Here is a 24006-nt window from a genome sequence, read left to right on the forward strand (position 1 = left end):
GCGTGTCCTCAAGCGCGCTTGGCGTCGTCGATCAGGCGCAGGATCATCGGCGTCAGGATCAACTGCATGGCGAGGTCGGTCTTCGGCCCCGGAATGACGATGGAATTGGCCCGCGTCATCCAGGACCCGTCGATCATCTGGGTCAGGTAGGCAAAGTCGATGCCGCGCGGGTTGCGGAAGCGGATCACCACCAGGCTTTCGTCAGCCGTCGGGATCCATCGCGCGATGAAGGGGTTCGAGGTATCGACCACCGGCACCCGCTGGAAATTGATGTCGGTCTGGGTGAACTGCGGGCAGATGCAGTGAACATAGGCGTGCATCCGGCGCAGGATGGTGTCGGTCACGGCCTCGGTCGAATAGCCCCGGCTGGCCTTGTCGCGATGGATTTTCTGGATCCATTCCAGGTTGATGACCGGCACCACGCCGATCTTCAGATCCGCCAGTTTTGCCAAGTTGACCCTGTCATTGGCGACCGCACCGTGCAGCCCTTCGTAGAACAGAAGGTCCGAGCCTTCCTCGAAGGGCGCCCAAGGCGTGAAGGTGCCGGGGGCGCTGCCCCAGCGTTCGGCCTCGCGGTCGTCGTGGACGTAATGGCGCGTCTCTCCCTTGCCGGTCTCGCCATAGATGCGGAAGATCTCCTCCAGCTTCTCCAGTTCGTTGGCGTCAAAGCTGAAATGGCTGAAGGTCTGGTCGCCTGCGGCCTGGCGGCGGGCCAGTTCGTCCTTCATCGCCTGGCGGTCAAAGCGGTGGAAGGCGTCGCCCTCAATGCTGACGGCCTTGATGCCCTCGCGGCGGAAGATCTGGTCGAAGGTGGTCTTGACCGTGGTCGTGCCCGCGCCGGAACTGCCGGTGACGGAAATGATGGGGTGCTTCTTGCTCATGATGTCCTCAGGCCCGGAACAGGCCGCGATGGCCGAACAGCGCCGAGACCTCGGCCTCGGGCAGGTCGTGATAGGTGGCGACACGATCGACCTTTTCGGCCGATCCGAAGACCAGCGGCGTACGCCCGTGCAGGTCGGTGATGGTCCCGTCCAGGATCGGCAGCGCGCCATCGGTCGCCCGCCCGCCCGCCTGTTCGATGACAAAGGCAATGGGCGCGCATTCGTACAGCATCCGCAGCCGGCCGCGTTCGTAACCCTTCCGCGCGTCGGCCGGGTAAAGGAAGATGCCGCCCCGCATCAGGATGCGATGCGCCTCGGCCACCAGGGACGCGATCCAGCGCATGTTGAAATTCCGCGCGCGCGGGCCGTCGATCCCGGCCAGGCAGTCGTCGATGAAGGCCCGGATGGGGCGCGGCCAATGCCGATAGTTCGAGGCGTTGATGGCATATTCGAAGAAGCAATCCGGCATCGTCACGCGCGGATCGGTCAGATCGAAGCTGTCGGTGTCGGGGTTCAGCGTATAGATTTGCGTGCCGTCGCCGAAGCTGACCACCAGGCAGCAGCGCGGGCCATAGATGATGTAGCCCCCGGCGATCAGGTCGCGTGCCGGGCGCAGGAAGCTGGCATCAGACTGGTCCGCCGCCGGATAGACGGCAAAGATCGTGCCGATGGACACATTGGTGTCGATGTTGGACGATCCGTCCAGCGGATCGATCGCCAGGGCGAAGGCGCCGCCCGGCTGCATCGCCAAGGGGGCGGCCTGCTCCTCGCTGGCATACCACCGCAGCCCGGCATCGCGCAGGGCGTCGCGGAACAGCGCGTCGGCCTGCACGTCCAGACGCTTTTGCCCGTCGCCGTCGCTGTTGGTGCCGACCTCGGCCGACAGGCTGCCGTCGCCGCGCCGGATCACGCCCGCCAGGGTCGCCCCGCCGCGCGCCAAGGCCAGCATCAGCGTCTGGTACTGCGGTGGAACATGCGTGGTGTCGATGCTTGGCGTCGTCATCGGCCCCTCCCTTGGCGTCTGATAGGGGCAGATTGACAGGGCAGGGATTTAGATGAAATTTAATAATCTGGAAGATGTATTAGATATGGCTGAAGATGAAGCTTGATGGGATCAGCCTGCGCCAGTTGCGCTGCCTGCGCGCGGTGGCCGACAGCGGCAGCCTGACAGGCGCCGCAGGCCTGCTGGGCCTGACCACGCCTGCCATCCACAGCCAGTTGCGGGGGCTGGAGGATCTGGCGGGTTGCCCCCTGGTCCAGCGGGCCGAGCATGGCGCCTTTCGTCCCACCTCCGAGGGCCAGGCGCTGCTGCTGGCGGAATCGCAGATCGCCACCGCCCTGGCCCGCGCGGGGCGCGAGATCGGCGCATTGCGGCAAGGCCATGTTGGCAATGTCGTGCTGGGGGTGGTCTCCACTGGCAAGTACTTCGCCCCCGGCCTGGTCGCGCGGCTTTTGCGACTTTTGCCCGAGATCGAGGTGACGCTGCGCATCGGCAACCGTGACGCGGTGCTGGCGGCCCTGGCGGGCGACGACCTGGATCTGGCGATCATGGGCCGCCCGCCGCGTGAGCCAGCGGTGATCGCCGACCCCATCGGTCCGCATCCCCATATCATCATCGCCGCGCCCGACCATCCCCTGGCCGATGCCGATCCGGTGATGCCGGGCGACCTGCTGGCCCAGACCTTCCTGTCGCGAGAGGAAGGCTCGGGCACCCGCATCCTGATGACCCGCTTCCTGGATCGCATCGGCGAGGGCGCGACATGGCGCGCGGTCGAGATGGGCACGAACGAGACCATCAAGCAGGCGGTGATCGCGGGCTTGGGCGTGGCGCTGATTTCCCAGCACACCGTGACCGAGGAGTTGCGGTCCGGCCGCCTGATTGCCCTGCGCGGCATCGGCCTGCCCATCCAGCGAAGCTGGTATCTGCTGCGCCGCGCCGATCGTCATCCCAGCCCCGCCACAGCCCGGATTCGCGACGAGATCCTGGCGATGCGCGGCGGCTTCCTGCCGCAGCTTTAGCCTGGGTCGCGGATCGCCTCGATGTTGCTGGCAGGCGCCGAGCCGCCCCCTTTGAAGATCAGTTCGACGCCCCCGGTGCCCACGGCGGCCTCGGTCACACGGACATAGGCGCCGACCGCGTCCTCCGAGATCACCTCGCCCGCGCGGCTGCTTTCGATCACGAAGGAATAGCGCCCGTCGGCCAGTTTTTTCCCCATGTCGTCGCGTCCGAACCAGTCGATCTGCCCCTCGCCCGTGCCGATCTCCTCGCGCGACACCTCGCGGCCCGATGCGTTCAGAACCACCAGCGTGACGCTGTCGGCGCGGCTGTCGGGGGCGATGTCCAGCGTCAGGGCCTTGTCCCCGAACCAGACAGGCTCGGTCGTGCGCACCTCCTTGCCGATCCAGTCGGCCAGCTGCCCCAGGCTGCCGCCTGCCTGCGCGATCATCTGTTCCAGCAGCTTGTTAGTCTGCGCCTGCTGCTCGACCCCCGAGAAGGTGGCAAGCTGCACGGCGAAGTCAGACCCTTCCATCGGGTTCAGGGGATCCTGGTTCCGCAACTGCGTGGTCAGCATCTTCAGAAAGGTGTCGAAATTCGTCGACGGGGCCGATGCCGTCCCGTCTGTCGTAGCCGTAGCCGTGGCCGTGGCCGTGGCAAGGCTTGTCGCTGTCGAACTGCCAACCGCAGAAACCATGGGAACCTCCTTTCAGATACGGATATCCAGCCGGGCCGGAATGGCCATGGGCGTCCAGGCCATCGGAATGGCCTGCATCTGGTCGAATGTCTCAAGGCCCAGAGCGTCGGAATGCAGGGGCGCGGGCCAGTCGTCGCGCGGCCCCGGATGCCTGTCCCCCTGGAATTCGAAGGAAGCCCCGGCCATTCCGGAATCGCTGAGGCATTCCTGCAGAAAGGCGGCATTGCGGCGCATCTGGTCCAGAACCTCGGGCCGTTCGACCCAGACCACCACATGGGGGCTGTGCTCGGGCCCGGACATGACCATGCGGATCCTGCCCAGTTCCTCGGGCGCCAAGGCGATCTCGACCACGTCGTCGCGGGCCGTCACCATCGCCTCGGCGATCTGGCGCGCTACCGGGACAGGAGTGGCGGCGGCCTTGGGAGGCCGGATCTCGGCGGGCGTGACGGGCGCGCCATGCGAATGGCTGGTGAGCGGATCGGGCGGCAGTGCCTCGATATTGTCTGTGGCTGTCTCCGCTTTGGGCGCCTCGGCAAGCATCGCCTTGCTCGGCACCTCGCAGGCCTGCATGGCGTCCAGGGTGACCGGCAGGGCGGACTTCTGCACAATTTCGGGCAGCATCACTTCAGGCTCGGCCGGGACCGTCTTCTCCGCTGCCTGCGGAGCCGCCTCGCGCAGGGCGCCGCTGATCCCGGACAGATCCTCGATCAGCATCTGCAACGGGTCAGGGGCCGGAACCTCGGCCGGGGCGTCTTCCCCGGCCTCGGCGGGGCCGGGCGACTCGTCCGGCGGCACCTCCTCAAGGGTGAAGCCAGCGACTGCCGCCTCGGCCTCTGCCGCCGGTTCGGCAAGCGGGACAGGTTGGACGGAAGTCGTGATCGGTAAAACAACACACTCTGCCATCTGGCGATTCCCAAGCGATTACTGGGTAAGGGGATAAGCATGACTCCTTACGATTTATTTACTGCAAGGCGCTATTTCTGAAAAAATCTTGCATCAGGAAAAGATCATGCACGTCGATCACATCCAGCGCGCCTTGCTGCCATCGAAAACCGCGCCCCAGGCTGCCGAAAAACTGGAACAGGCATTTCTTGAGGAGATGCTGAAATATTGCGGACCGAAATCGACGGACGGCGCCTTCGGCGGCGGCATCGGCGAGGACCAGTTCGCCAGCTTCCTGACCCAGGAATACGCCGCTGTCCTGGCCAGGAAAATCGACCTGGGCTTCGGGGAACGGATGAAGCTGCAATGAAATCCAGGCACAAGACCATGCTGGACAGCGTCCAGCAGGCCATTATTTCCGGCGATGCTGCCTTGGCCCTGACGCGGATCGAGGCGCTCGCGAAGCGATTCGAACGCGACCGGATCGAGCCGGAAGCCAAGGTCCGGATCGAACAAACCCTGCTGCACCTGCGCCGCCTGGCCGAGGATTCGGCCCGCGGCACGCAGCGCGCGATCGCCCAGATCAAGGACATCCTGCAGAACGCGCGGACGCTGCAAACCTATGACCAGGAAGGGCGGCGGCATCAGACGCCGACCAGTGCCGCGATGCCGCAGCGGTTTTGAGTAAAATCCTTTGCGTTCGATGTTTGGAGAAGGGGCGCAAATTCACTATCCGTAAATCACCGGCTGCTAGGACTGCGGTCATGCCGAAAACGGCACAGGGACAAACGCCCAGGGTCAGAAGGCCAACCGTCACCATCGCGGATGCAAAGCATCCCTTATTCCAGAGGATAAGATGTCCAGTATTCTGACCAACAACGGCGCCATCGTCGCCCTCCAGACCCTGAAGAACGTGAACTCCAACCTGAACAAGGCGCAGTCTGAAATCGCGACGGGCCTTCGCGTCGCAAGCGCCAAGGATAACAGCTCGTCCTGGGCCATCGCCTCGACGATGAATTCCGATGTCCAGGCCCTCAAGACGCTTGGCAATTCTTTGACCTCGGCCGGTGCCATGGTCGGCACCGCCCGCGATGCGACCGAGCAGGTTGCCGACTTGGTCAAGCAAATCCAGTCGAGGGTGGTGCAGGCACAGAACCCCGATGCTGATGTGACCAAGCTGACGGCCGAAGTCACGGCCCTTGCCGGCACGATTACCTCTATCGCCGGATCGGCCCAGTACAACGGCATCAATCTGGTCAACACTGGCTCGACCGCCGAAACCATCACGGTCGGCATCACCCGTTCGGCCGCTGGCGCTGTCGCGTCGCAGACCTTCAGCACCGGTGTGGCCGACCTGGCCGCGGTCGCGACCGCGATCACCGGCATCACCGACATCTCGGCTGCCGGGGCGCTCGATACGATCGACACCCAGCTTGACGCCGTCAACACAGCCGCCGCGACTTTCGGTGCCGCTCAGGCGCGGATCGAGGCTCAGGCCAACTTTGTCACCAAGCAGGCTGACTCGCTGACGCGGGGGGTCAGTGCGCTTGTCGATGCCGATATGGAGGAGGCTTCGGCGCGCTTGCAGGCGCTGCAAACCCAGCAGCAGTTGGGCGTACAAGCCCTGTCGATCGCCAACCAGTCGCCTTCGGCCATCTTGAGCCTGTTCCGCTGATGATCGCCTGCGGGGTGGAGGCTCTAGGCGCCTCCACCTCCATCTTTGGTTTCCATGCTTGAAGCCTCTCCTAGAAATCGGGATTGATGACCTTGAACGCGGTTACACCAATGAAAGCGCATGTCGGTTACACATCGAACGCGGTTCGAACCGACAAGGACAACGAATACAGTATTTTCGCACGCGTCACGCACCTGTTGCGCCGCGCCCAGGAGGGTGCGCCGATGCACGAGCGCCTGGCGGCCGTCCACAAGAACAATGATCTGTGGACCATTCTTGCGGCTGACCTTGCGCATTCTGGAAACTCCCTTCCCGATCAGTTAAAGGCTGACCTTTTGTCGCTTGCCCTCTTCAGTATCCGCCATGGCCATGCCGTCATGAGTGGCGGCGCCTCGATCGAGGTGCTGATCGAAGTGAACATCTCGATGATGAAGGGCCTGCGCAACGAGGCTACGACATGAGCGGCCTTGTTCTGAAGCTTGCCCCGAACGAACGCGTGCTGATCAATGGCGCCGTCATCGAAAACGGCGACCGCCGATCCAAGATCGCCATTCGCACGCCGAACGCCAATGTCCTGCGTCTGAAGGATGCGATCCACCCCGACCGTGCCAATACGCCCGTCGGCCGCGCCTGCTATATCGCGCAACTGATCCTGTCGGGTGATGCCCAACCGGCTGAAGGCAGCCGCCAACTGCTGCTGGCTATCGCTCAGCTTATGCAGGTCTTCGAAGATCCGGCAGGGCAGGGGATCCTCCAGGATGCCAGGGATAGCGTCGAAGATGGGGCGATCTATCCGGCCCTGCGCCGCTTGCGCGAGCTATTGCCACAGGAAGACTGGCTTATCGAAGTCCGCCGCCAGTGAGGGTGCCGTGACGTCTGCCGTGAATATCGGGATCGGCGGCATCGCCGGCTGGCGGATCCTGCAGCGGATCGAAGCCCGTCAGGTCGAGGCCACGGCAAAGGATCCGGTAATCCAGCGCGCCACTGCCCATTTCCGCGAAAACTTGACCGAAGATACCACCGCCGAAGATCTGGTCAGCAACTACAAGATGTTGCAGGTGGCCTTGGGCGCCTTTGATCTAGAGAACGACATTGCCAACAAGGCCTTTATTCGCAAGGTGCTGGAATCGGACATCGGCGACAGTGCATCGCTGGTCAACCGGCTCAGCGACAAGCGCTATCTAAAGCTTGCCAAAAGGTTCCAGAACCTTGCCGATACCAAGGCGACAGGCGAGGCCGTGACAGAAGCCTATGTCCAGCAACAGTTTCAAAGGCGCGTCGGCGAAGGCGACAAAAGCTATCGGCTTGCCTTGAATGCCCGAAACGAACTGAAGGCTTTCGCCACTCGAACCTCGACCGACAAGACCATGTGGTATGAGGTTCTGGGCAACAAGGCTTTGCGCGAGGTTTTCGAAGGCGCTTTTGGCTTCAGCAGCTCGATTGCCAACCTGTCGGTTGACCGGCAACTGGAGGAGTTCATGTCGGCGTCCAGGCGCGTCCTGGGTACCAGCAGCTTTGCCGAAATAGGCGCCAGCGAGATGACGGATAAGCTGATCACACGCTATCTGGCTCGCTCGCAGAACCAGATGACGACGAGCGGCAACCGATACAGTGCGGCGCTGGCGTTGTTGTCGCGATAAGAGGGCGATGGATTTTTCTCGCCCTCTCAGTAGTTTAACTTTCATAAGATTATGGGATCAGACTGTTGCTCCGGTTCGCTGAGCAAGGGATGACCTCCTTTAGGCGGGGCAGCGCCAGCATTCCTTGCAGGTGATACTGAGGCGGGCAGTCGGGATTGCGACTGGCGGCAGCGCTGCGGGATTTGGATGGCAGTATGAGGGTTGTCTGGGTTCAGCGTAACCGCCCGATTTCCACCGCCTGCTTGAGCTTGGACTGATCGGCTACGGTTCTGCGCAGGATGTGGGTTGGGGGGCGGTGGCCTGATGTTGTTGACGTGCAGCGCGTGCACAGGGGATGCACAGCGCGTACACCGACAACGCACGGTCGGTTAAGGCCGCGTTAACCTCGGTTCGCCACTTTTGCCCGTGGGCGGCAAGGAGTGCGGGCGAATGGCGGTGACGAAGGCCGAGGCGGCGCGGCGGGTGAATTACCACTACATGGCGGATGCCATGCGGATGCTGGAATGGGATCTGCACAGCACGATCCTGGACCGGATGCGGATCCCCGACGAATGGCACGAGATCGCGAAGCAGAAGCCCACGCCCGCCAAGACGCGGGTGACGCTGCGGCTGGACAATGAGGTGGTGGCGTTCTTCCGGTCGATGGGGCCGGACTGGCAGGTGCGGGTGAACCGGCTGCTGTCGGCCTGGATGCACGCGCGGCTGGCGGGCGTGATCCGCGGGGGCGAGACGATGGACTATCTGTCCCGCCGGGAGGAGGCGCTGCTGGACGGCCGCCGCCCCGAGTTCGGCGACATCCAGCGGGAGTATGACGCGGCCCTGGGCGCCGAGGGCACCCCGCGCGCGGGCGGCGTGCCGATGGGGGAAGCGGGGATCTCGAAGGCCGGGCGGGAGGCGCTGATGGCGGAGATGCGGGAGAGGAATGGATTGGGGTGAAGGGGGGTGACTTGGAAGCTAATGCCCGCCCTTCGCCTGCTGCGTTTCCCCCTTGGACAGTGAGGCGGGGTGCCCATGGAGGATCCCGCTGGATCAGCGAGAGGGGTAGGAGGGGGCTGCAAGAGGAGATGATGAAGCGGAATGGGATGTGAAGGGCAAGAAGGTTGTACAACCGTCTTGGCAAGGCCATCAAATGAACCTATGTCTGAAGCGAGAGTTAAGGTATATCTTAAGTGTCAACGTGGCTTGAAGACCAAGGATTTCAGAAGCTAGAAGCCAGCGGCACCATGTGTGAAGTCTGGTTTTCCTCTGCTTCTGTCGAATTCTTAGTGTTAGAAAGCAGGAACGACCGACCGAAGGTGAAGCAGCTTAACCGTATCTTGGGAAGGCTATGCGACTATGGACTACAAGGGGTCACAAGTAACGAACAATTTCGGCAGGAGTGCTCCCTCCCAACCGGAAAGAAAGACGGATCAAAGAAGAAAGTCTACGCAGTAAAGGCGCATCAACTTCGACTATATGGCGGCTTTATTTGTGGAAATAAAATGTTCTTGGTGATTGAGGGCGCTAGAAAAAAGCGGGATCAAGCAGACCAAGAGCAACTTAAAAGAATAGCGCAAGCGCTAGGGAGCTATGATGGCGAACGTTAACGACATCCTTCAGAACATCGACAGCAGCGAAGAGCGTGAAGATTATATCCAAAGCCTTCTCCTCTCTGTTCAGTTTGCATTGCAAAAAGCGATGATCGAGGGCGGTGTCAGCAAAAAGGATTTGTCCGAACGCCTTGGTGTTTCTTTGGCGCGGGTTTCGCAAATTCTCAGCGACACTAATGCGAATCTCACCATCAAGACGATTGGCCGGATCTGCCATGCGCTTGGTGAAGAGTTTGAGCTTGTGCGAAAGGCTGAGTACAAGAACCTGCTCAAGAAGCGAGAACTGCTCGTAGATCCGATGAGAGCGCGTGTGAGAGAGTCTCGGCGGTCTAATTCTGCTTGGCAGGACCATACTGCGAACATCAATAAGTTTCCGCAAACCCGGGCGGCGGCATGAATAGCGAGGCTACTGAAGTGGTTCGGTTTGGATCGGATGACTTCGATCCAAGCGCCTATGCTGAAGTCGCGCAAAATGCTCGGCTGAACGACATATTCATGTCAAAGAGCAGCTATGACGTTAAGTTGCCGGACATCTTTCCTGCGATTGTCGACGAGGATGGTACTCGTCAGTCATTTCTCGGTAAGCCTAAAAATTGCAATTTCGATTACGAAACTGGAACGCTCATAGGCGCTTACCAGTGGCATGCTCAGATAAAGAGCGGTCGAACGACGCTACTGAATTTGAAGGTTGAATACGTTCTGCTTTACAGCGGCCTAAAGGACGCTGAGGAGCAGTACGCGCGCCTTTATTTTGAGAAACTTGCTCGGTTTACCAGTTACCCTTACTTTCGAGCATTCTTTTCATCGACATCAAGCGCTTCTGGTTTAGCGCTGCCACCACTCCCGTCACTGATTGACCGAGTGGATTAAGGAGAGCGCAACGCGCTCTCCTACTAACCCTGCAACGCCCTTACCCCGACTTCCCCCTCACCCCGCGACTTGATCGCCGCAACCGCGGCGATGCTCCCCGCAGCCGTGGTGAAATACGGGATCTTGTCGTAGAGCGCGACGGCCCGGATTTCGCGCGAATCCGCGATAGCCTGGGCGCCTTCGGTGGTGTTCAGGACCATCGCGATCTCGCCGTTCTTCAGGCGGTCCACGATGTTCGGGCGGCCTTCATAGACCTTGTTCACGCGGTCGGCCTCGACCCCCGCTTCGGCGAGGAAATCCGCCGTGCCGCCGGTCGCCACCAGCGAAAAGCCCATCGCCAGCAGGTCGCGGGCGGCCCCCGCCAAGGCGTCGGTCTTGTCGGCGTCCTTCACGGACAGGAACACGCGGCCCGCGTCGGGTAGGTGGGTGCCCGCGCCCATCTGCGCCTTGAGGAACGCGCGGGCGAAGTTGCGGTCCCAGCCCATGACTTCGCCGGTGGAGCGCATTTCCGGCCCCAGCAGCGTGTCGACGCCGGGGAAGCGGGCAAAGGGCAGCACGGCCTCCTTCACGGAATACCAGGGGGTCAGGGGATCGGCCAGCGTCAGGGGGTCGGCGAAGGGCAGGTCGTCCTCGGGGCCCACGCCTGCGGGATAGGGCGCGCGGGCGGGGAAGTTCGCCATGGATTCGCCCGCCATCAGCCGCGCGGCGATCGACGCGATGGCGCTGTCGGTGGCCTTGGCGACAAAGGGCACGGTGCGGGATGCGCGGGGGTTGACCTCCAGCACGTAGATGGCGCCGTCCTTTATCGCGAACTGGACGTTCATCAGGCCCACCACATGCAGGGCGCGGGCCATGGCGACGGTCTGGCGCTTCAGCTCGTCGATGGTGGCGGCGTCCAGCGTGTGCGGCGGCAGGCAGCAGGCCGAGTCGCCCGAATGGACGCCGGCTTCCTCGATATGCTCCATGATGCCAGCGACATGGACGGTGTCGCCGTCGGAGAGGGCGTCCACATCGACCTCGATCGCGCCGGACAGGTAGCTGTCGAGCAGGACGGGGTTCTTGCCGCTGACCGTGACGGCTTCGGTGATGTAGCGGCGCAGGTGGTCCATGTCGCGCACGATCTCCATCCCCCGGCCGCCCAGGACATAGGAGGGGCGGATGACCAGCGGGAAGCCGACCTGCCCGGCGATGGCAAGCGCCTGTTCGGCGCTGCTGGCGATGCCGTTGGTGGGCTGGCGCAGGCCCAGGTCGTTCAGCAGTTTCTGGAACCGTTCGCGGTCTTCGGCCAGGTCGATGGCGTCGGGGGTGGTGCCCAGGATCGGGATGCCTTCGGCTTCCAGCGCGTTGGCCAATTTCAGGGGCGTCTGGCCGCCGAACTGGACGATGACGCCGTGGAGCGTGCCGTTTTCCTGCTCCACGCGCAGGATTTCGAGGACGTGTTCCAGCGTCAGGGGTTCGAAATACAGCCGGTCCGAGGTGTCGTAGTCGGTCGAGACGGTTTCGGGATTGCAGTTGACCATGATGGTCTCGTAGCCCGCGTCGGTCAGCGCGAAGCAGGCATGGCAGCAGCAATAGTCGAACTCGATCCCCTGGCCGATGCGGTTGGGGCCGCCGCCAAGGATCACGACCTTTTTCGCGTCGGTAGGGCGGGATTCGCATTCCACGTCGCCCATGGCGGGCGATTCGTAGGTGGAATACATGTAGGGGGTCTGGGCCTCGAATTCGGCGGCGCAGGTGTCGATGCGCTTGAAGACGGGCAGGATGCCGGCGTTGCGGCGGGCGCGGCGGATGTCGGACTCAGTGCGGCCGGTCAGGTGGGCCAGGCGGGCATCGGTGAAGCCCATCATCTTGAGCGCGCGCAGGCCTTCAGCATCAGTGGGCAGGCCGTTCGCGCGGACGGTGTTCTCGGCGTCCACGATCTCGCGCAGGCGGGACAGGAACCAGGGGTCGAAGCTGGTGACGCGCCCGATCTCGTCATCGGTCATGCCGAAGCGCATCGCCTCGGCGATGATGCGGATGCGGTCGGGGGTGGCGCGGGACAGGGCGGCGATCACGGCGGGCTTGCCCTGCTCGGCGGCGCCTTCGATGGCGATTTCGTCGAGGCCGGTCAGGCCATTCTCCATCGAGGCCAGCGCCTTTTGCAGCGATTCGTGGAACGACCGGCCGATGGCCATGACCTCGCCCACGGATTTCATGGCGGTGGTCAGCTCGGGCTTCGATCCGGGGAACTTCTCGAACGCAAAGCGCGGGATCTTCGTCACGACATAGTCGATGGACGGTTCAAACGACGCAGGCGTGACCTTGGTGATGTCGTTGTCGAGTTCGTCCAAGGTATAGCCCACGGCCAGCTTGGCGGCGATCTTGGCGATGGGGAAGCCGGTGGCCTTGGAGGCCAGCGCGGACGAACGGCTGACGCGCGGGTTCATCTCGATCACGACCATGCGGCCGTCAGCCGGGTTGATCGCCCATTGCACGTTCGAGCCGCCGGTTTCCACGCCGATCTCGCGCAGCACGGCGATGGAGCCGTTGCGCATGATCTGGTATTCGCGGTCGGTCAGCGTCAGCGCCGGGGCCACGGTGACCGAATCGCCGGTGTGGACGCCCATCGGATCGACGTTCTCGATCGAGCAGACGATGATGGCGTTGTCGTTGCGGTCCCGCACGACCTCCATCTCGTATTCCTTCCAGCCCAGCAGGCTTTCATCGACCAGCACCTGCGCCACGGGCGAGGCATCCAGGCCCGACCGCACGATGCGTTCATAGTCGTCGCGGTTATAGGCCACGCCGCCGCCGGTGCCGCCCAGGGTGAAGGCGGGGCGGATGATGGCGGGCAGGCCGATCTCCTCCAGCGCCTCCATCGCCTGCTGGACGCCCGCGTTGATGTCGTACTTGCCGCTGGACAGCTTCGGCGCGGCGACGATGGTGGCCTTGGGGTTTTCCAGCCCGATCCGGTCCATCGCCTCGCGGAACAGCTTGCGGTCCTCGGCCATCTCGATGGCGGCGCGCTGCGCGCCGATCAGCTCCACGCCGTAGCGGTTCAGAACGCCCATGTCGGCCAGGGCCAGCGCGGTGTTCAGCCCGGTCTGCCCGCCCATGGTCGGCAGCAGCGCGTCGGGGCGTTCCTTGGCGATGATCTTCTCGACGATCTCGGGGGTGATCGGCTCGATATAGGTGGCGTCGGCCATTTCCGGGTCGGTCATGATCGTCGCGGGGTTCGAGTTGACCAGGATGACCCGATAGCCTTCCTCGCGCAGCGCCTTGCAGGCCTGGGCGCCGGAATAGTCGAACTCGCAGGCCTGGCCGATCACGATGGGGCCTGCGCCGATGATCAGGATCGACTTGATATCGGTTCTTTTCGGCATGGGTCTGGTCCTTCGGGGGCGGCTGCGGGGGCGGCAGATAAATCGTCCGGGGTTATAGCCATGCGCAGTCGGGGCGCAAGGTGGGAAGGGCAGATATGTGCCTTGCTGGGTGGGCGGGGGGTGTGCCCGGCGCATGGGGCTGAAATCCGTGTCGCGGTTTGGGGGGGCGGACCAGCAGCCGTGCCTGCCTTGGGGCACAGACAGGGATCTGGGCCGAATTGGCGAAGGCGATGGCCTTCGCCACGCGATGCGGTTGCTACCTAGGCCGCCGGGCTTCAAAAGCCCGGCAGCGCCCGCCCCGCCACCGGCGGGCGCCGGCCTATCGGGGGCTTGGGCGGGACCGCTTCTGATGGAACCCGATCATGCGGGCAGGGGAAACATATATGTTTCCTGATCCCGCCCGTTCGACCGATGGTTTTTGCCCGCCCTGCCCCCGGCGGGCGTCGGCCTCTCGGAGACGAGAGTGGGACCGTTTCCGATGGCACCGCCACACGCGGGCGGGGAAGCGCGATGCGTTTCCTTGTGCCGCCCGTTGCCCGTGCCGCCTAACGCACCACCCGCAGCGCCATTGTCAGCGCCCGGTCCAGCGCTTGCAGAAATCGCGCCCGGTCCGCCTTGCCGAACATCGCGCCCCCGCCCTGATGGAAGGGGTCGGCCGCGCGGATGTCGGCCATCAGGTCGCGGGTCGCCAGCCGCGGCCCGATATTGGCAAGCGTCAGGGCCTCGCCGTCATGGCGCAGCACCTGCGCGCCGGCCTTGAGGCAGCGGTCGGCCAGCGGCAGGTCGCCCGTGACCACCACATCCCCCGGCCCGCATTGCTCGGCGATCCACTTGTCGGCCTCGTCCGGGCCTTCGGCCACGATCTTCAGGGTCACCAGCGGATTGGCGGGCATCCGCAGCCCGCCATTGCAGACCAGCACCATCGGCACCTTGAGGCGCGTCGCCACGCGCTCGGCCTCGGCCTTGACCGGGCAGGCGTCGGCGTCGATGAATAATCGTGTCACGGCATTCCTTTTTCAGCAGCAATGGACATTATGAACAGTCTTGAGCGCGAGATCCGGCGGCTTACCACGCCGATCAACGGACAATATCCACGCCCATGGATGACCGCGGACACCGACCCGGCGACGGTTGAGGTGTTCATCGTAGGGCGCAATCAGAAGAATGGGTATCCTGTGGATCAAGTGGGATCGCAGGATGACTATATCGACGCGCTCTTCAATCGTAACGGCCGGTCATGCCGGGGGCTCCATGACCGGATCGCAGGTTCACCGTCGCCAACCAGACGCAATTCCGATGCCTTGGTGGGCATCCTTGCCGGAAAGGGTGTAAGCCGCACTGTCGAGACGAACGTGATCTGCTACTCATCGCGGATGAGCGGCGATCTTGGCAGGGCCGAGCACAAGGGCGGGAAGCATCGCGGAAAGGAAATCTTCGCGGTTCTGCTTGAGTTGATCCGCCCTCGGGTCATCATCGCGCATGGATCGGCAACGCTTGATGACCTGTCGGATGTTCTGGATACCCCTCTGCCTGGTCCGCCGGGCAGCGCAGAGACCGTGATTTCCGCCGGCGTCGCGGGCGTTACGGTCTATCCGATCCCCAGCCTCGCCCCGCCTGCCAGCAACATGTGGCACAAGTGGCGGGGCGAGTATCTGGACAGGCTGGCGGACGATGTCGCCCGCACCCTGGCAGGGCCCGGGTGAGGCTGGTCAGTCGCGCAGCAATTCGTTGATCGAGGTCTTGGAGCGCGTCTGCGCGTCCACCCGCTTGACGATCACCGCGCAATAGAGGTTCACGCCGTTCTTCGACGGCATGGAGCCCGCGACGACCACCGATCCGGCGGGAACCTCGCCATACATGACCTCGCCCGTCTCGCGGTCCACGATCTTGGTGGACTGGCCGATGAACACGCCCATGCCCAGGACCGAGCCTTCGCGGACGATGCAACCCTCGACCACCTCGGAGCGCGCGCCGATGAAGCAGTTGTCCTCGATGATGGTGGGGCCGGCCTGCAGGGGCTCCAGCACGCCGCCGATGCCGACGCCGCCCGACAGGTGGACGTTTTTCCCGATCTGCGCGCAGGAACCCACCGTGGCCCAGGTATCGACCATCGTGCCCTCGCCCACATGGGCGCCCAGGTTCACGAAGGAGGGCATCAGCACCGCGCCCTTGCCGATGAAGGCGCTGCGACGCACGATGGCGCCCGGCACCGCGCGGAAACCGGCCGCGCGCCACTGATTGTCGCCCCAGCCTTCGAACTTGGTCGGCACCTTGTCCCACCAGTTCGACCCCTGCGGGCCGCCCGCCATCTCCTCCATGTCGTTGAGGCGGAAGGACAGGAGCACGGCCTTCTTCGCCCACTGGTTCACGTGCCAGTCGTTGCCGCGCTTCTCGGCCACGCGCAGGGCGCCGCTGTCAAGCTGGGCCAGGGTTTCCTCGACCGCCTCGCGCACGAAGCCGGTGGTGGCGCTGTCGATGTCGGCGCGGGCTTCCCACGCGGCCTCGATGGCGGTCTCAAGTGCTTGGGGGGCGTGCATCATGGGGGCCTTCTCCTGCGGCGGGTGGAAACTGGTTCACCGGGGCTATATGCCGGGGGCAAGGCCCGTGCAATCCAAGGCCGTGCAATCCGAGGATCCGATGAACGACGCGACCAAGACCGCCGAAGACCGCGCCTATCCCTTTCCCCACAGCGAGGAGGACGCGGCCCGCGAGAAGCAGATCCCCGACACGCCCCAGACCCGCGCCCCCGCCTACCGCCTGGCCTTCACCGACCGCGACTTCCTGCTGCGGGAAGAATTGCGCCCGGTCCGCCTGCAACTGGAGCTGCTGAAGCCGCAGATGCTGCTGGACGAGGCCGGGGTGGAATCCACCGTGGTGATGTTCGGCGGCGCGCGCATCCCGTCGCCGGAAAACGCGGGCCTGGCGCGGACGCCCACCTTGGCGAAGCTGTCGGCCTATTACGAGGAAGCGCGGCTCTTCGCGCAGGAAATGACCCGGCGCAGCCTGGAGACCGGCGGGCGCGAATTCGTCATCACCACCGGCGGCGGCCCTGGCGTGATGGAGGCGGGCAACCTGGGCGCGCACGAGGTCGGCGGCAAGTCCATCGGCCTTGGCATCGTGCTGCCGCACGAGCAGGCGCCGAACGTCTATGTGACGCCCGAGCTGTGCTTCAACTTCCACTATTTCGCGATCCGCAAGATGCATTTCCTGATGCGCGCGCGGGCGGTCACCATCTTCCCCGGCGGCTTCGGCACCTTGGACGAGACCTTCGAGGCCCTGACCCTGATCCAGACCGGCCGCATGGCCCGCGTGCCCTTCCTGATGTTCGGGCGCGAGTTCTGGGAGGGGATCATCAACTGGAAGGGCCTGGCCGAGGCCGGGACGATCTCGGACGAGGATCTGGACCTGTTCCGCTATGTCGAGACGGCGCGGGAGGCGGTGGAGATCATCGATGGGTGGGGGAAGGTGTAAACCCGTCATGCTGTCTAAGCACCTGTAGTCACACTATTCTTAAGGCTTTTCTTTGTCATCAGGCCTATACAAGTAGGCGGATTTATGCCTAACATCTACAATCAGAGGGTGTTGGGCTGACCCGGTTGTCACCACCTGGCTGCGTTGAACGATAGGGAAGACAAAGACTAACTTTGCAGATGTGGTTGAGGCATTGGCGGCGCGCTCCAAGATGGCAGAGCGTCAGGCGCTGACAGAAGAGGCAACCAAGACAGCTGTTGTAATGCCGTTTCTTCAAGCGCTTGGCTTTGATGTCTTCAATCTTGAAGAGGTCGTACCGGAATTCATCGCAGATGTCGGGGTAAAAAAAGGGGAAAAGGTCGACTTTGCCCTGAAGATAGATGGCACCATCGCCATGCTGGTGGAGGTTAAGCCAATATCTTGCAAACTAAGGGACACTCAATTTAGCCAACTTTTTCGATATTTTCACGTGACGGAAGCGCGGCTCGCGATTCTTACCAATGGTCGGGAAGCGTGGTTTTTTTCCGACACGGACGAGCCGAACAAGATGGATAAAAAACCATTTTTCACATTTGATTTCCAAAAGCACGATGCGGCGCAAGTGGAGGAGCTTGCAAGATTTCAAAAGGGACGTTTTGCTATTGATGCCATCATAGAAGCTGCATCCAATTTGAAGTATACCAGTGCGGCTGCCGCTTATCTGAAGAGGCAGATGGAGGAACCTGACGACGATTTCATTCGGCTTATCGGCCGGCAGATTCACGAGGGCTCGATAACCAAGTCTGTCGCAGAACAACTGAAGCCTGCAATCCAAGCCGCGTTGGATGATCTGGTGCGTGACCGCATTCAAGACCGTCTAAGTATTACGTTCCGCCCTGAAAGCGCCACACAGGTAAGCCCGGTGCCAGAGGAGCCCGCTAACGACAATGAGGTGTTCACCACAGACGAAGAGCGCGAAGGGTTCATGATCGTCCGTGCTATAGGTGCAAAAATCGTTCCTGTAGAACGTATTACAATGCGAGATTCAAAAAGCTATTGCGCAATCTTGATGGACGACAACAATCGGCGTCCAATCTGTCGGCTGTACTTCAACTCGGCAACGACCAAGAACCTCGGTCTTTTTGATGCCGAGAAGAAGGAGACGCGTATCAAAATTGCGTCCCCTGCCGATATTTATCAAAGCGCCGAGGCTATCGAAGCCGCTATCAGGGCTTATGCCTAACCCACCACCTCCGCCGCAATCTCCGCCCGGCTCTTCCGCCCCCGCTCGGTCGCCGACTTCAGCTGCCCGCAGGCGGCCATGATGTCCTCGCCCCTCGGCGTGCGGATCGGGCTGGCGTAACCGGCCTTGTAGATGATGTCCGCGAAGGCATAGATGCGGTTGTTGCTGGACCGCTTGTAGGGCGCGCCGGGCCATTCGTTGAAGGGGATCAGGTTGATCTTGGCGGGGATGCCGCGGATCAACTCCACCAGCCGGTGCGCGTCCTCGTCGCTGTCGTTCACGCCCGCCAGCATCACGTATTCGAACGTGATCCGCTCACTGTTCGACAGGCGGGGGTAGTCGCGCAGGGCGTCCAGAAGGGTGGCGATGTTCCAGCGCTTGTTGATCGGCACCAGGACGTTGCGGACCTCGTCGGTCGTGGCGTGGAAGCTGACGGCAAGCTGGCAGCCGATCTCCTCGGCCGTCCGCGCGATCTCGGGCACCACGCCGCTGGTAGACAGCGTGATGCGGCGGCGCGAGAGCGACAGCCCCTCGTTGTCCATGCAGACGCGCATGGCGTCGCGCACGGCGTCGAAATTATACAGCGGCTCGCCCATGCCCATCAGGACAATGTTGCTGACCAGCCGGGTTTCGTCCTTGGGCGCGCCGGGGACCGGCCATTCGCCCAGGTCGTCGCGGGCCAGCATCAACTGGCCGACGATTTCCCCGGCGGTCAGGTTGCGCACCAGCTTCTGCGTGCCGGTGTGGCAGAAGGAACAGGTCAGCGTGCAGCCGACCTGGCTGGAGACACACAGCGTACCACGCCCTTCCTCGGGGATATAGACGGTCTCGACCTCGTGGCCGCCGGCGATGCGGACCAGGTATTTGCGGGTGCCGTCGGCGCTGATCTGGCGGGTGACGATCTCGGGCAGGGTGATCTCGAACCTGTCAGCCAGCAGGGCGCGATAGTCCTTGGCCAAGTTCGACATCTGCGCGAAATCGCGCACGCCCCAGTGATAGATCCACTGCCAGACTTGTCCAACGCGCATCCTGGCCTGCTTTTCGGGCGTGCCCGCCGCGATCAGGGCATCGCGCAACTGGTCGCGCGTCAGCCCGACGATGTTCACCCGCCCGCTGTCCGGCAGCTTGCGGGGAAGGGTCAGGACATCCTGCGTGATGGGCGCGTTCATGGCAGATACCGGTCTGGGGGGCGAAAGACCCGCAGATAAGCGAAACGGGGCCGAAAATCAACCCGGCCCTGCTGCATCTTCTGTGTCCAAATATCCCACGGGGGTGCGGGGGTGTGAAACCCCCGCCGCTGCGTTTACTGGCAGCGCGACTTGGCCGTGTTCGTGGCCGCCGTGATGCCCGCCAGGCTGAAGGTGTCCTTGGTCACGGTGCCGCGCGACGACCGACCCGTGATGACCGCGTTCGACCCGCCGCGCAGGGCCGCGATCAGCTTCTGGTCCTCGGCCGCGCTGCCGGTCCAGGCGCTTTCGCCTTCGGTGAACAGGTTGAACTTGTTGCCGCCGATATCGACCTCGACCGTGCTGTCGGGGGCGAAGGGGTAGCCGCCGCTGAAGCTGACCTCGCCGTTCTGGCCGGGGCGATAGGCCACATACAGGCGGATGTCGCCGCGCGTCACCTCGCGCGGGGCGCCGTTCGCGTCGGTGTTCTGCGTGGCCTTGGGCGGCGAGACGGCCCAGCATTCCTTGGGGTTTTCCGCCGCGAAGACGGTCCAGTCGCCTTCGGTCGCGACGACATTGGTGGATTCCTGCGCCCCGGCGGCCCCCAGGCCCAGGGTCAGGGCTAGGGCGGCGGTCACGCCGCGCAGCGTGGTGTTGGTCATGCTCTGGCCTCCTGCCATAGGTTTCGCCACATCAGGGGGCGTTTTTCCCGATTGCCGTGGTCTTTTCAACCATCTGCGGTCACGATAGCCAAAATCATCGCGCGAGAAAGAGCGCAAGGCAGGAAATCGCGCAATTGTCAGGGGGGACAGGCGATGCGGTCAGCGGAACTGGTCGAATTGTGGCGCGGCGGGCAGCGCGAAAGCCTGCATTGCGGCGACGCCGTCATCTGCGACACCAAGGGCGTGGTCGAGGCCTGGGGGCGTCCGGGCGCCATCGTCTTTCCCCGGTCGTCCTGCAAGATGATCCAGGCGCTGCCCCTGGTCGAAAGCGGCGCGGCCGATGCAGCGGGGCTGTCCGACCGGCAACTGGCGCTGGCCTGCGCCAGCCACAGCGGGGCGCGGATGCATGTGGATGCGGTGGACCAGTGGCTGCGGGGGCTGGGCCTGGGCGAACCCGACCTGCGCTGCGGCTGCCACATGCCGCGCGACGCCGATGAAAACCGCCGCCTGACCTGCGGCGGCACGGCCCCCTGCCAGTTGCACAACAACTGTTCGGGCAAGCACGCAGGTTTCCTGACCTTGAGCCGGCACCTGCGTGGCGGGCCGGAATATGTGGAGCCCGGCCATCCCGTGCAGCAGGCCGTGAAGGCCGCCTTCGAGGAGGTGACGGGCGAGGTGAGCCCCGGTTACGGCATCGACGGTTGTTCGGCCCCGAACTGGTCCTGTTCGCTGGCGGGGCTGGGCCGGGCGATGGCCACCTTTGCCGATCCGGGCATCGACCGGCGGGGGCAGGCAATGCGGCGGCTGGTCGATGCGATGCGCGCCCATCCCGAGATGGTCGCCGGCGAGGGGCGGGCCTGCACGATCCTGATGCGGGCCATGGGCGGGCGCGTCGCCGCCAAGACCGGGGCCGAGGCGGTCTTCGTGGCGATCCTGCCCGACCAGGGCCTGGGCGTCGCGCTGAAGGTGACGGATGGAGGCACCCGCGCGGCCGAGGCGGCGATCACCGCGCTGCTGGTCCATCTGGGCGTGCTGGCGGAAAACGACCCGGCGGTGGGGCGCTTCCTGACCGACCCGATCCGCAACTGGCGCGGGCTGGTGACCGGAGAGATGCGGACCGCGCCGGGCTTTCCCGCCTAGATCATCTGCCAGATCAGCCGCAGCGCCAGCGCCGTCGAGGTGGCGACCAGCAGCGGCTTGATCAGCCGCGCGCCGATGTGGCTGGCCAGCCGCGATCCCAGGGCGGCGCCCGCGATCTGCGCCGCGCCCATGGTGATGCCAAGCCACCACAAGGGCTGGCCCACCAGCGCGAAGGCCAGGAGACCGCCCAGGTTCGAGGCGAAGTTCAGCATCTTGGTATGGGCGGTCGCCTTCAGCACGCCGTAACCGGCAAGCGCCACGAAGGCGATCATGTAGAACGACCCCGCCCCCGGTCCCAGCAGCCCGTCATAGAAGCCGACCAGCGGCACCGCCGTCAGCGCGAAGGCGCCGGGGGCCACGCGCTGCGCCCGGTCCCTGTCGTCCAGTCCCGGCTTCAGCGCGAAGAAGGCGGCGATGGCGATCAGGATCACCGGCAGGACCAGCCGCAGCTTGTCGGTCGGAAGATGGCTGACAAGGGCGGCGCCCAAGGCGCCTGCCACGCCCGCGATCAGCGCCGATCTCCACTGGCTGCGCAGGTCGACAAGGCCGCGCGCGGCATAGCTGACGGCTGCGGTTGCGGCGCCGAAGACGCCCTGGACCTTGTTCGTGGCAAGCGCCTGCGCGGGCGGGATCCCGGCCAGCATCAGCGCGGGGAGCGTGATCAGCCCGCCGCCGCCCGCGATGGAATCGATGAAGCCCGCCGCGAAACCGGCGGCGGCGAGGAGGGCGAAAAGCTCGAGGGACAGGTCCAGCATGAGGGGCGCCATGTGCCTTTGGCCGGGCTTTGTAAAGGAAAGGAAAGCCGGGGGTTTCACACCCCCGGTCCCCCGTGGGATATTTGCACCAAAGTGAAAGGGAGGGATCATGTTCGATCAACTGGCGCACCGGGTGGTGCAGGCGCCGATGGCGGGAACCTCGACGCCGGAACTGGCGGTGGCGGTCTGCAAGGCGGGGGGCCTGGGCTTCGTGGCGCTTGGCGCGCTGGATGCGGAAGGCGCGGGCAGCGCGATCCGCGTGGTGCGGCAGGGAACCGACCGGGTCTTCGGGGTCAACCTGTTCTGCCATGCGCCTGCGGTCCGCGATGCGGAGCGCGAGGCAGGCTGGATCGAAAGGCTGCGGCCCGAGTTCCAGCGATTCGGGGCAACGCCGCCCGCCACGCTGTCCGAAATCTATCCCAGCTTTCGGGGCAACGATGCCATGCTGTCGGTGCTGCTGGCGGAACGGCCTGCCATCGTCGGCTGCCATTTCGGCCTGCCGACCCCCGACCAGATCGCGGCCCTGAAGGGGGCGGGGTGCCTGTTGTGGGCCACCCCGACCTCGCTGGCCGAGGGGCAGGCGATCCGGGACGCCGGTTTCGACGCGATCGTGGCGCAAGGCTATGAGGCGGGCGGGCATCGCGGCATCTTCGACCCCGACGGGCCGGACGAACGGCTGGATCACGCGGCCTTGGTTCGGGCGCTGCTGCCGCTGGGCCTGCCGGTGGTCGCGGCCGGCGCGATCATGGACCGGGCGGCGGCCCGCGCGGCGGTGGAGGCAGGCGCGTCCGCCGTGCAATGCGGCACGGCCTTCCTGCGCGCGCCCGAGGCGGCGACTTCCGCCCCGCATCGCGCGGCGTTGTCAGGTGGGCGGACGGCGATGACGCGGGCGATCTCGGGGCGACCGGCGCGGTGCCTGGTCAACGACTTCACCGCCATCGACGATGGGGAGGCGGCGGACTACCCGCTGGCTTACGACATCGGCAAGGCGCTGAACGCCGCCGCCTTGGCGCAGGGCGACAGCGGATACGGCGCCTTCTGGGCCGGAACGGGGGCTGCGGCCAGCGTCGCGCGTCCGGCTGCGGAAACGGTGCTGGCGATCAGCCCGTGACGAAATCGCCGACCGAGTAGCCCTGCAGATACAGCAGCGCCGTCAGGTCGCCGTGGTTGATGCGGATGGGCGCCTGCGCCGCGACCGAGGGCTTGGCGTGCAGCGCCACCCCGGTCCCGGCCAACTGGATCATGCCCAGGTCATTCGCGCCGTCCCCCACGGCGATCACATCGGCGGGGGTCAGGCCGCGCGCGGCGGCGATCTCCTCAAGTGCCTCGACCTTCGCCTCTCGCCCCAGGATCGGCGTGCCGACATGGCCGGTCAGCAGGCCCCCTTCGGCCAGCAGGGTATTGGCGCGGTGTTCGTCGAAGCCCAGACGGTCGGCGATGGCCTCGGTAAAGGCGGTGAAGCCGCCCGAGACCAGCGCCGCATAACCGCCATGGGCGCGCATCGTCGCCACCAGTTCTGCCCCGCCCGAGGCCAGCGTGATGCGAGAGGCCAGCACATCCGCGATCACGCTGTCCTGCAGGCCCGCCAGCAGCGACACGCGCTCGGTCAGGGCGCCGTGGAAATCCAGGTCCCCGTTCATGGCGCGGGCGGTGATGTCGGCCACGCGGGGGCCGACGCCCGCGACATGGGCCAGCTCGTCGATGCATTCCTGCCCGATCATGGTGGAATCCATGTCGGCCAGAAGGATCGCCTTGCGCCGCCCTTGGGCGGGCTGAATCGCGAGGTCCAGCGTCTGTTGTTGGAACTCGGCCCAGGTGTCGTCAAAATCGGCGGGATGGGCCTCCACGTCGAACTCGGCCGCGACACCGGGATTGAGCCAGCGCAGCGGCCCGCCGTTCCAGCGGTCGGCCAGGCCTTGGGCCAGGACTTCGGTCAGGTTGGCGCGCAGGGGCGATGCGATCAGCGAAACGGTGAACATGGGCCAGGCCTCCTTTGGC

Annotated in this window: 27 protein-coding genes; 16 read left to right on the forward strand and 11 right to left on the reverse strand. The window is 64.4% G+C overall.

Going from position 1 to position 24006, the window contains the following annotated elements:
- Nucleotides 1-8: 8 nt before the first annotated feature.
- Nucleotides 9-881, reverse strand: a complete 873-nt coding sequence (locus tag AAIL68_RS07930; protein WP_347139183.1) for a phosphoribulokinase — start codon at nucleotides 879-881, stop codon at nucleotides 9-11.
- Between the two features lie 7 nt (nucleotides 882-888).
- Nucleotides 889-1884 carry a class 1 fructose-bisphosphatase gene (locus tag AAIL68_RS07935; protein WP_347139184.1) on the reverse strand — a complete coding sequence of 332 codons (996 nt, stop codon included), beginning with the start codon at nucleotides 1882-1884 and terminating at the stop codon, nucleotides 889-891.
- Between the two features lie 95 nt (nucleotides 1885-1979).
- Between AAIL68_RS07935 and AAIL68_RS07940 the strand changes: the two genes are divergently transcribed.
- Complete coding sequence (locus AAIL68_RS07940; protein WP_347139186.1) at nucleotides 1980-2900, forward strand: LysR family transcriptional regulator; 921 nt, start codon at nucleotides 1980-1982, stop codon at nucleotides 2898-2900.
- Here AAIL68_RS07940 and AAIL68_RS07945 read toward each other — a convergent pair.
- Nucleotides 2897-3574, reverse strand: a complete 678-nt coding sequence (locus tag AAIL68_RS07945; protein ID WP_347139187.1) for a flagellar hook capping FlgD N-terminal domain-containing protein — start codon at nucleotides 3572-3574, stop codon at nucleotides 2897-2899. The genes AAIL68_RS07940 and AAIL68_RS07945 overlap by 4 nt on opposite strands.
- 12 nt (nucleotides 3575-3586) lie before the next feature.
- Nucleotides 3587-4477 (reverse strand): flagellar hook-length control protein FliK, encoded by an 891-nt coding sequence (locus AAIL68_RS07950; RefSeq protein WP_347139189.1) that lies wholly within the window; start codon nucleotides 4475-4477, stop codon nucleotides 3587-3589.
- Nucleotides 4478-4583: 106 nt separating this feature from the next.
- Between AAIL68_RS07950 and AAIL68_RS07955 the strand changes: the two genes are divergently transcribed.
- From AAIL68_RS07955 to AAIL68_RS08000, 10 genes are all read left to right on the forward strand, one after another.
- Entirely contained in the window at nucleotides 4584-4826 is a 243-nt protein-coding gene (locus tag AAIL68_RS07955; protein ID WP_347139191.1) for a rod-binding protein, read from the forward strand.
- The gene (locus AAIL68_RS07960) at nucleotides 4823-5140 is read left to right on the forward strand and encodes a hypothetical protein (RefSeq protein WP_347139193.1); all 318 of its coding nucleotides are present in this window, start codon (nucleotides 4823-4825) and stop codon (nucleotides 5138-5140) included. Before AAIL68_RS07955 ends, AAIL68_RS07960 begins: the two co-directional genes overlap by 4 nt.
- A gap of 172 nt (nucleotides 5141-5312) precedes the next feature.
- Nucleotides 5313-6131: a flagellin gene (locus AAIL68_RS07965; protein WP_347139195.1), complete on the forward strand. Its 819-nt coding sequence runs from the start codon at nucleotides 5313-5315 to the stop codon at nucleotides 6129-6131.
- An 86-nt stretch (nucleotides 6132-6217) separates the two neighbouring features.
- A complete protein-coding gene (flaF, locus tag AAIL68_RS07970; RefSeq protein ID WP_347139196.1) occupies nucleotides 6218-6592 on the forward strand; it encodes a flagellar biosynthesis regulator FlaF in 375 nt (124 codons plus the stop codon).
- On the forward strand, nucleotides 6589-6993 hold the full coding sequence (flbT, locus tag AAIL68_RS07975) for a flagellar biosynthesis repressor FlbT (RefSeq protein ID WP_347139198.1): 405 nt from the start codon (nucleotides 6589-6591) through the stop codon (nucleotides 6991-6993). The genes flaF and flbT overlap by 4 nt, the downstream gene beginning before the upstream one ends.
- Nucleotides 6994-7012: 19 nt before the next feature.
- Nucleotides 7013-7771 (forward strand): DUF1217 domain-containing protein, encoded by a 759-nt coding sequence (locus AAIL68_RS07980; RefSeq protein ID WP_347139200.1) that lies wholly within the window; start codon nucleotides 7013-7015, stop codon nucleotides 7769-7771.
- Nucleotides 7772-8200: 429 nt separating this feature from the next.
- Entirely contained in the window at nucleotides 8201-8707 is a 507-nt protein-coding gene (locus AAIL68_RS07985) for a BrnA antitoxin family protein (RefSeq protein ID WP_347139202.1), read from the forward strand.
- A gap of 233 nt (nucleotides 8708-8940) precedes the next feature.
- The gene (locus AAIL68_RS07990) at nucleotides 8941-9357 is read left to right on the forward strand and encodes a hypothetical protein (RefSeq protein ID WP_347139203.1); all 417 of its coding nucleotides are present in this window, start codon (nucleotides 8941-8943) and stop codon (nucleotides 9355-9357) included.
- Nucleotides 9344-9757 (forward strand): helix-turn-helix transcriptional regulator, encoded by a 414-nt coding sequence (locus AAIL68_RS07995; RefSeq protein WP_347139205.1) that lies wholly within the window; start codon nucleotides 9344-9346, stop codon nucleotides 9755-9757. Before AAIL68_RS07990 ends, AAIL68_RS07995 begins: the two co-directional genes overlap by 14 nt.
- Nucleotides 9754-10230, forward strand: a complete 477-nt coding sequence (locus AAIL68_RS08000) for a hypothetical protein (RefSeq protein WP_347139206.1) — start codon at nucleotides 9754-9756, stop codon at nucleotides 10228-10230. Before AAIL68_RS07995 ends, AAIL68_RS08000 begins: the two co-directional genes overlap by 4 nt.
- A 23-nt stretch (nucleotides 10231-10253) precedes the next feature.
- Here AAIL68_RS08000 and carB read toward each other — a convergent pair whose 3' ends face one another.
- Together carB and AAIL68_RS08010 are read right to left on the reverse strand one after the other, a co-directional pair.
- Entirely contained in the window at nucleotides 10254-13592 is a 3339-nt protein-coding gene (gene carB / locus AAIL68_RS08005) for a carbamoyl-phosphate synthase large subunit (RefSeq protein ID WP_347139207.1), read from the reverse strand.
- A gap of 545 nt (nucleotides 13593-14137) precedes the next feature.
- Complete coding sequence (locus AAIL68_RS08010) at nucleotides 14138-14596, reverse strand: YaiI/YqxD family protein (protein WP_347139209.1); 459 nt, start codon at nucleotides 14594-14596, stop codon at nucleotides 14138-14140.
- A gap of 30 nt (nucleotides 14597-14626) precedes the next feature.
- Between AAIL68_RS08010 and AAIL68_RS08015 the strand changes: the two genes are divergently transcribed.
- On the forward strand, nucleotides 14627-15295 hold the full coding sequence (locus AAIL68_RS08015; RefSeq protein ID WP_347139210.1) for a hypothetical protein: 669 nt from the start codon (nucleotides 14627-14629) through the stop codon (nucleotides 15293-15295).
- A gap of 6 nt (nucleotides 15296-15301) precedes the next feature.
- On the opposite strand, the gene dapD is transcribed toward AAIL68_RS08015, so the two are convergent.
- Nucleotides 15302-16132, reverse strand: coding sequence for a 2,3,4,5-tetrahydropyridine-2,6-dicarboxylate N-succinyltransferase (dapD, locus tag AAIL68_RS08020; RefSeq protein ID WP_347139212.1), 831 nt, complete (start codon nucleotides 16130-16132; stop codon nucleotides 15302-15304).
- Nucleotides 16133-16229: 97 nt separating this feature from the next.
- Between dapD and AAIL68_RS08025 the strand changes: the two genes are divergently transcribed.
- Nucleotides 16230-17063: an LOG family protein gene (locus tag AAIL68_RS08025; protein ID WP_347139255.1), complete on the forward strand. Its 834-nt coding sequence runs from the start codon at nucleotides 16230-16232 to the stop codon at nucleotides 17061-17063.
- A 211-nt stretch (nucleotides 17064-17274) separates the two neighbouring features.
- A complete protein-coding gene (locus AAIL68_RS08030) occupies nucleotides 17275-18285 on the forward strand; it encodes a type I restriction endonuclease (RefSeq protein WP_347139214.1) in 1011 nt (336 codons plus the stop codon).
- Here the strand turns inward: AAIL68_RS08030 and rlmN are convergent.
- Together rlmN and AAIL68_RS08040 are read right to left on the reverse strand one after the other, a co-directional pair.
- Nucleotides 18282-19454: a 23S rRNA (adenine(2503)-C(2))-methyltransferase RlmN gene (rlmN, locus tag AAIL68_RS08035; protein WP_347139216.1), complete on the reverse strand. Its 1173-nt coding sequence runs from the start codon at nucleotides 19452-19454 to the stop codon at nucleotides 18282-18284. The genes AAIL68_RS08030 and rlmN overlap by 4 nt on opposite strands.
- 134 nt (nucleotides 19455-19588) lie before the next feature.
- Nucleotides 19589-20113, reverse strand: a complete 525-nt coding sequence (locus AAIL68_RS08040; protein WP_347139218.1) for an invasion associated locus B family protein — start codon at nucleotides 20111-20113, stop codon at nucleotides 19589-19591.
- Between the two features lie 153 nt (nucleotides 20114-20266).
- Between AAIL68_RS08040 and AAIL68_RS08045 the strand changes: the two genes are divergently transcribed.
- Nucleotides 20267-21253, forward strand: a complete 987-nt coding sequence (locus AAIL68_RS08045) for an asparaginase (protein WP_347139219.1) — start codon at nucleotides 20267-20269, stop codon at nucleotides 21251-21253.
- On the opposite strand, the gene AAIL68_RS08050 is transcribed toward AAIL68_RS08045, so the two are convergent.
- The gene (locus tag AAIL68_RS08050) at nucleotides 21250-22008 is read right to left on the reverse strand and encodes a TSUP family transporter (RefSeq protein WP_347139220.1); all 759 of its coding nucleotides are present in this window, start codon (nucleotides 22006-22008) and stop codon (nucleotides 21250-21252) included. The two genes, AAIL68_RS08045 and AAIL68_RS08050, sit on opposite strands and share 4 nt — an antisense overlap.
- 109 nt (nucleotides 22009-22117) lie before the next feature.
- Between AAIL68_RS08050 and AAIL68_RS08055 the strand changes: the two genes are divergently transcribed.
- Entirely contained in the window at nucleotides 22118-23119 is a 1002-nt protein-coding gene (locus AAIL68_RS08055; RefSeq protein WP_347139222.1) for a nitronate monooxygenase, read from the forward strand.
- Here AAIL68_RS08055 and serB read toward each other — a convergent pair.
- Nucleotides 23109-23987, reverse strand: coding sequence for a phosphoserine phosphatase SerB (gene serB, locus AAIL68_RS08060; RefSeq protein ID WP_347139223.1), 879 nt, complete (start codon nucleotides 23985-23987; stop codon nucleotides 23109-23111). The genes AAIL68_RS08055 and serB overlap by 11 nt on opposite strands.
- Nucleotides 23988-24006 lie beyond the last annotated feature (19 nt).

The sequence above is a fragment of the Paracoccus sp. SSK6 genome (assembly GCF_039770665.1).
Classification (GTDB): Bacteria; Pseudomonadota; Alphaproteobacteria; order Rhodobacterales; family Rhodobacteraceae; genus Paracoccus.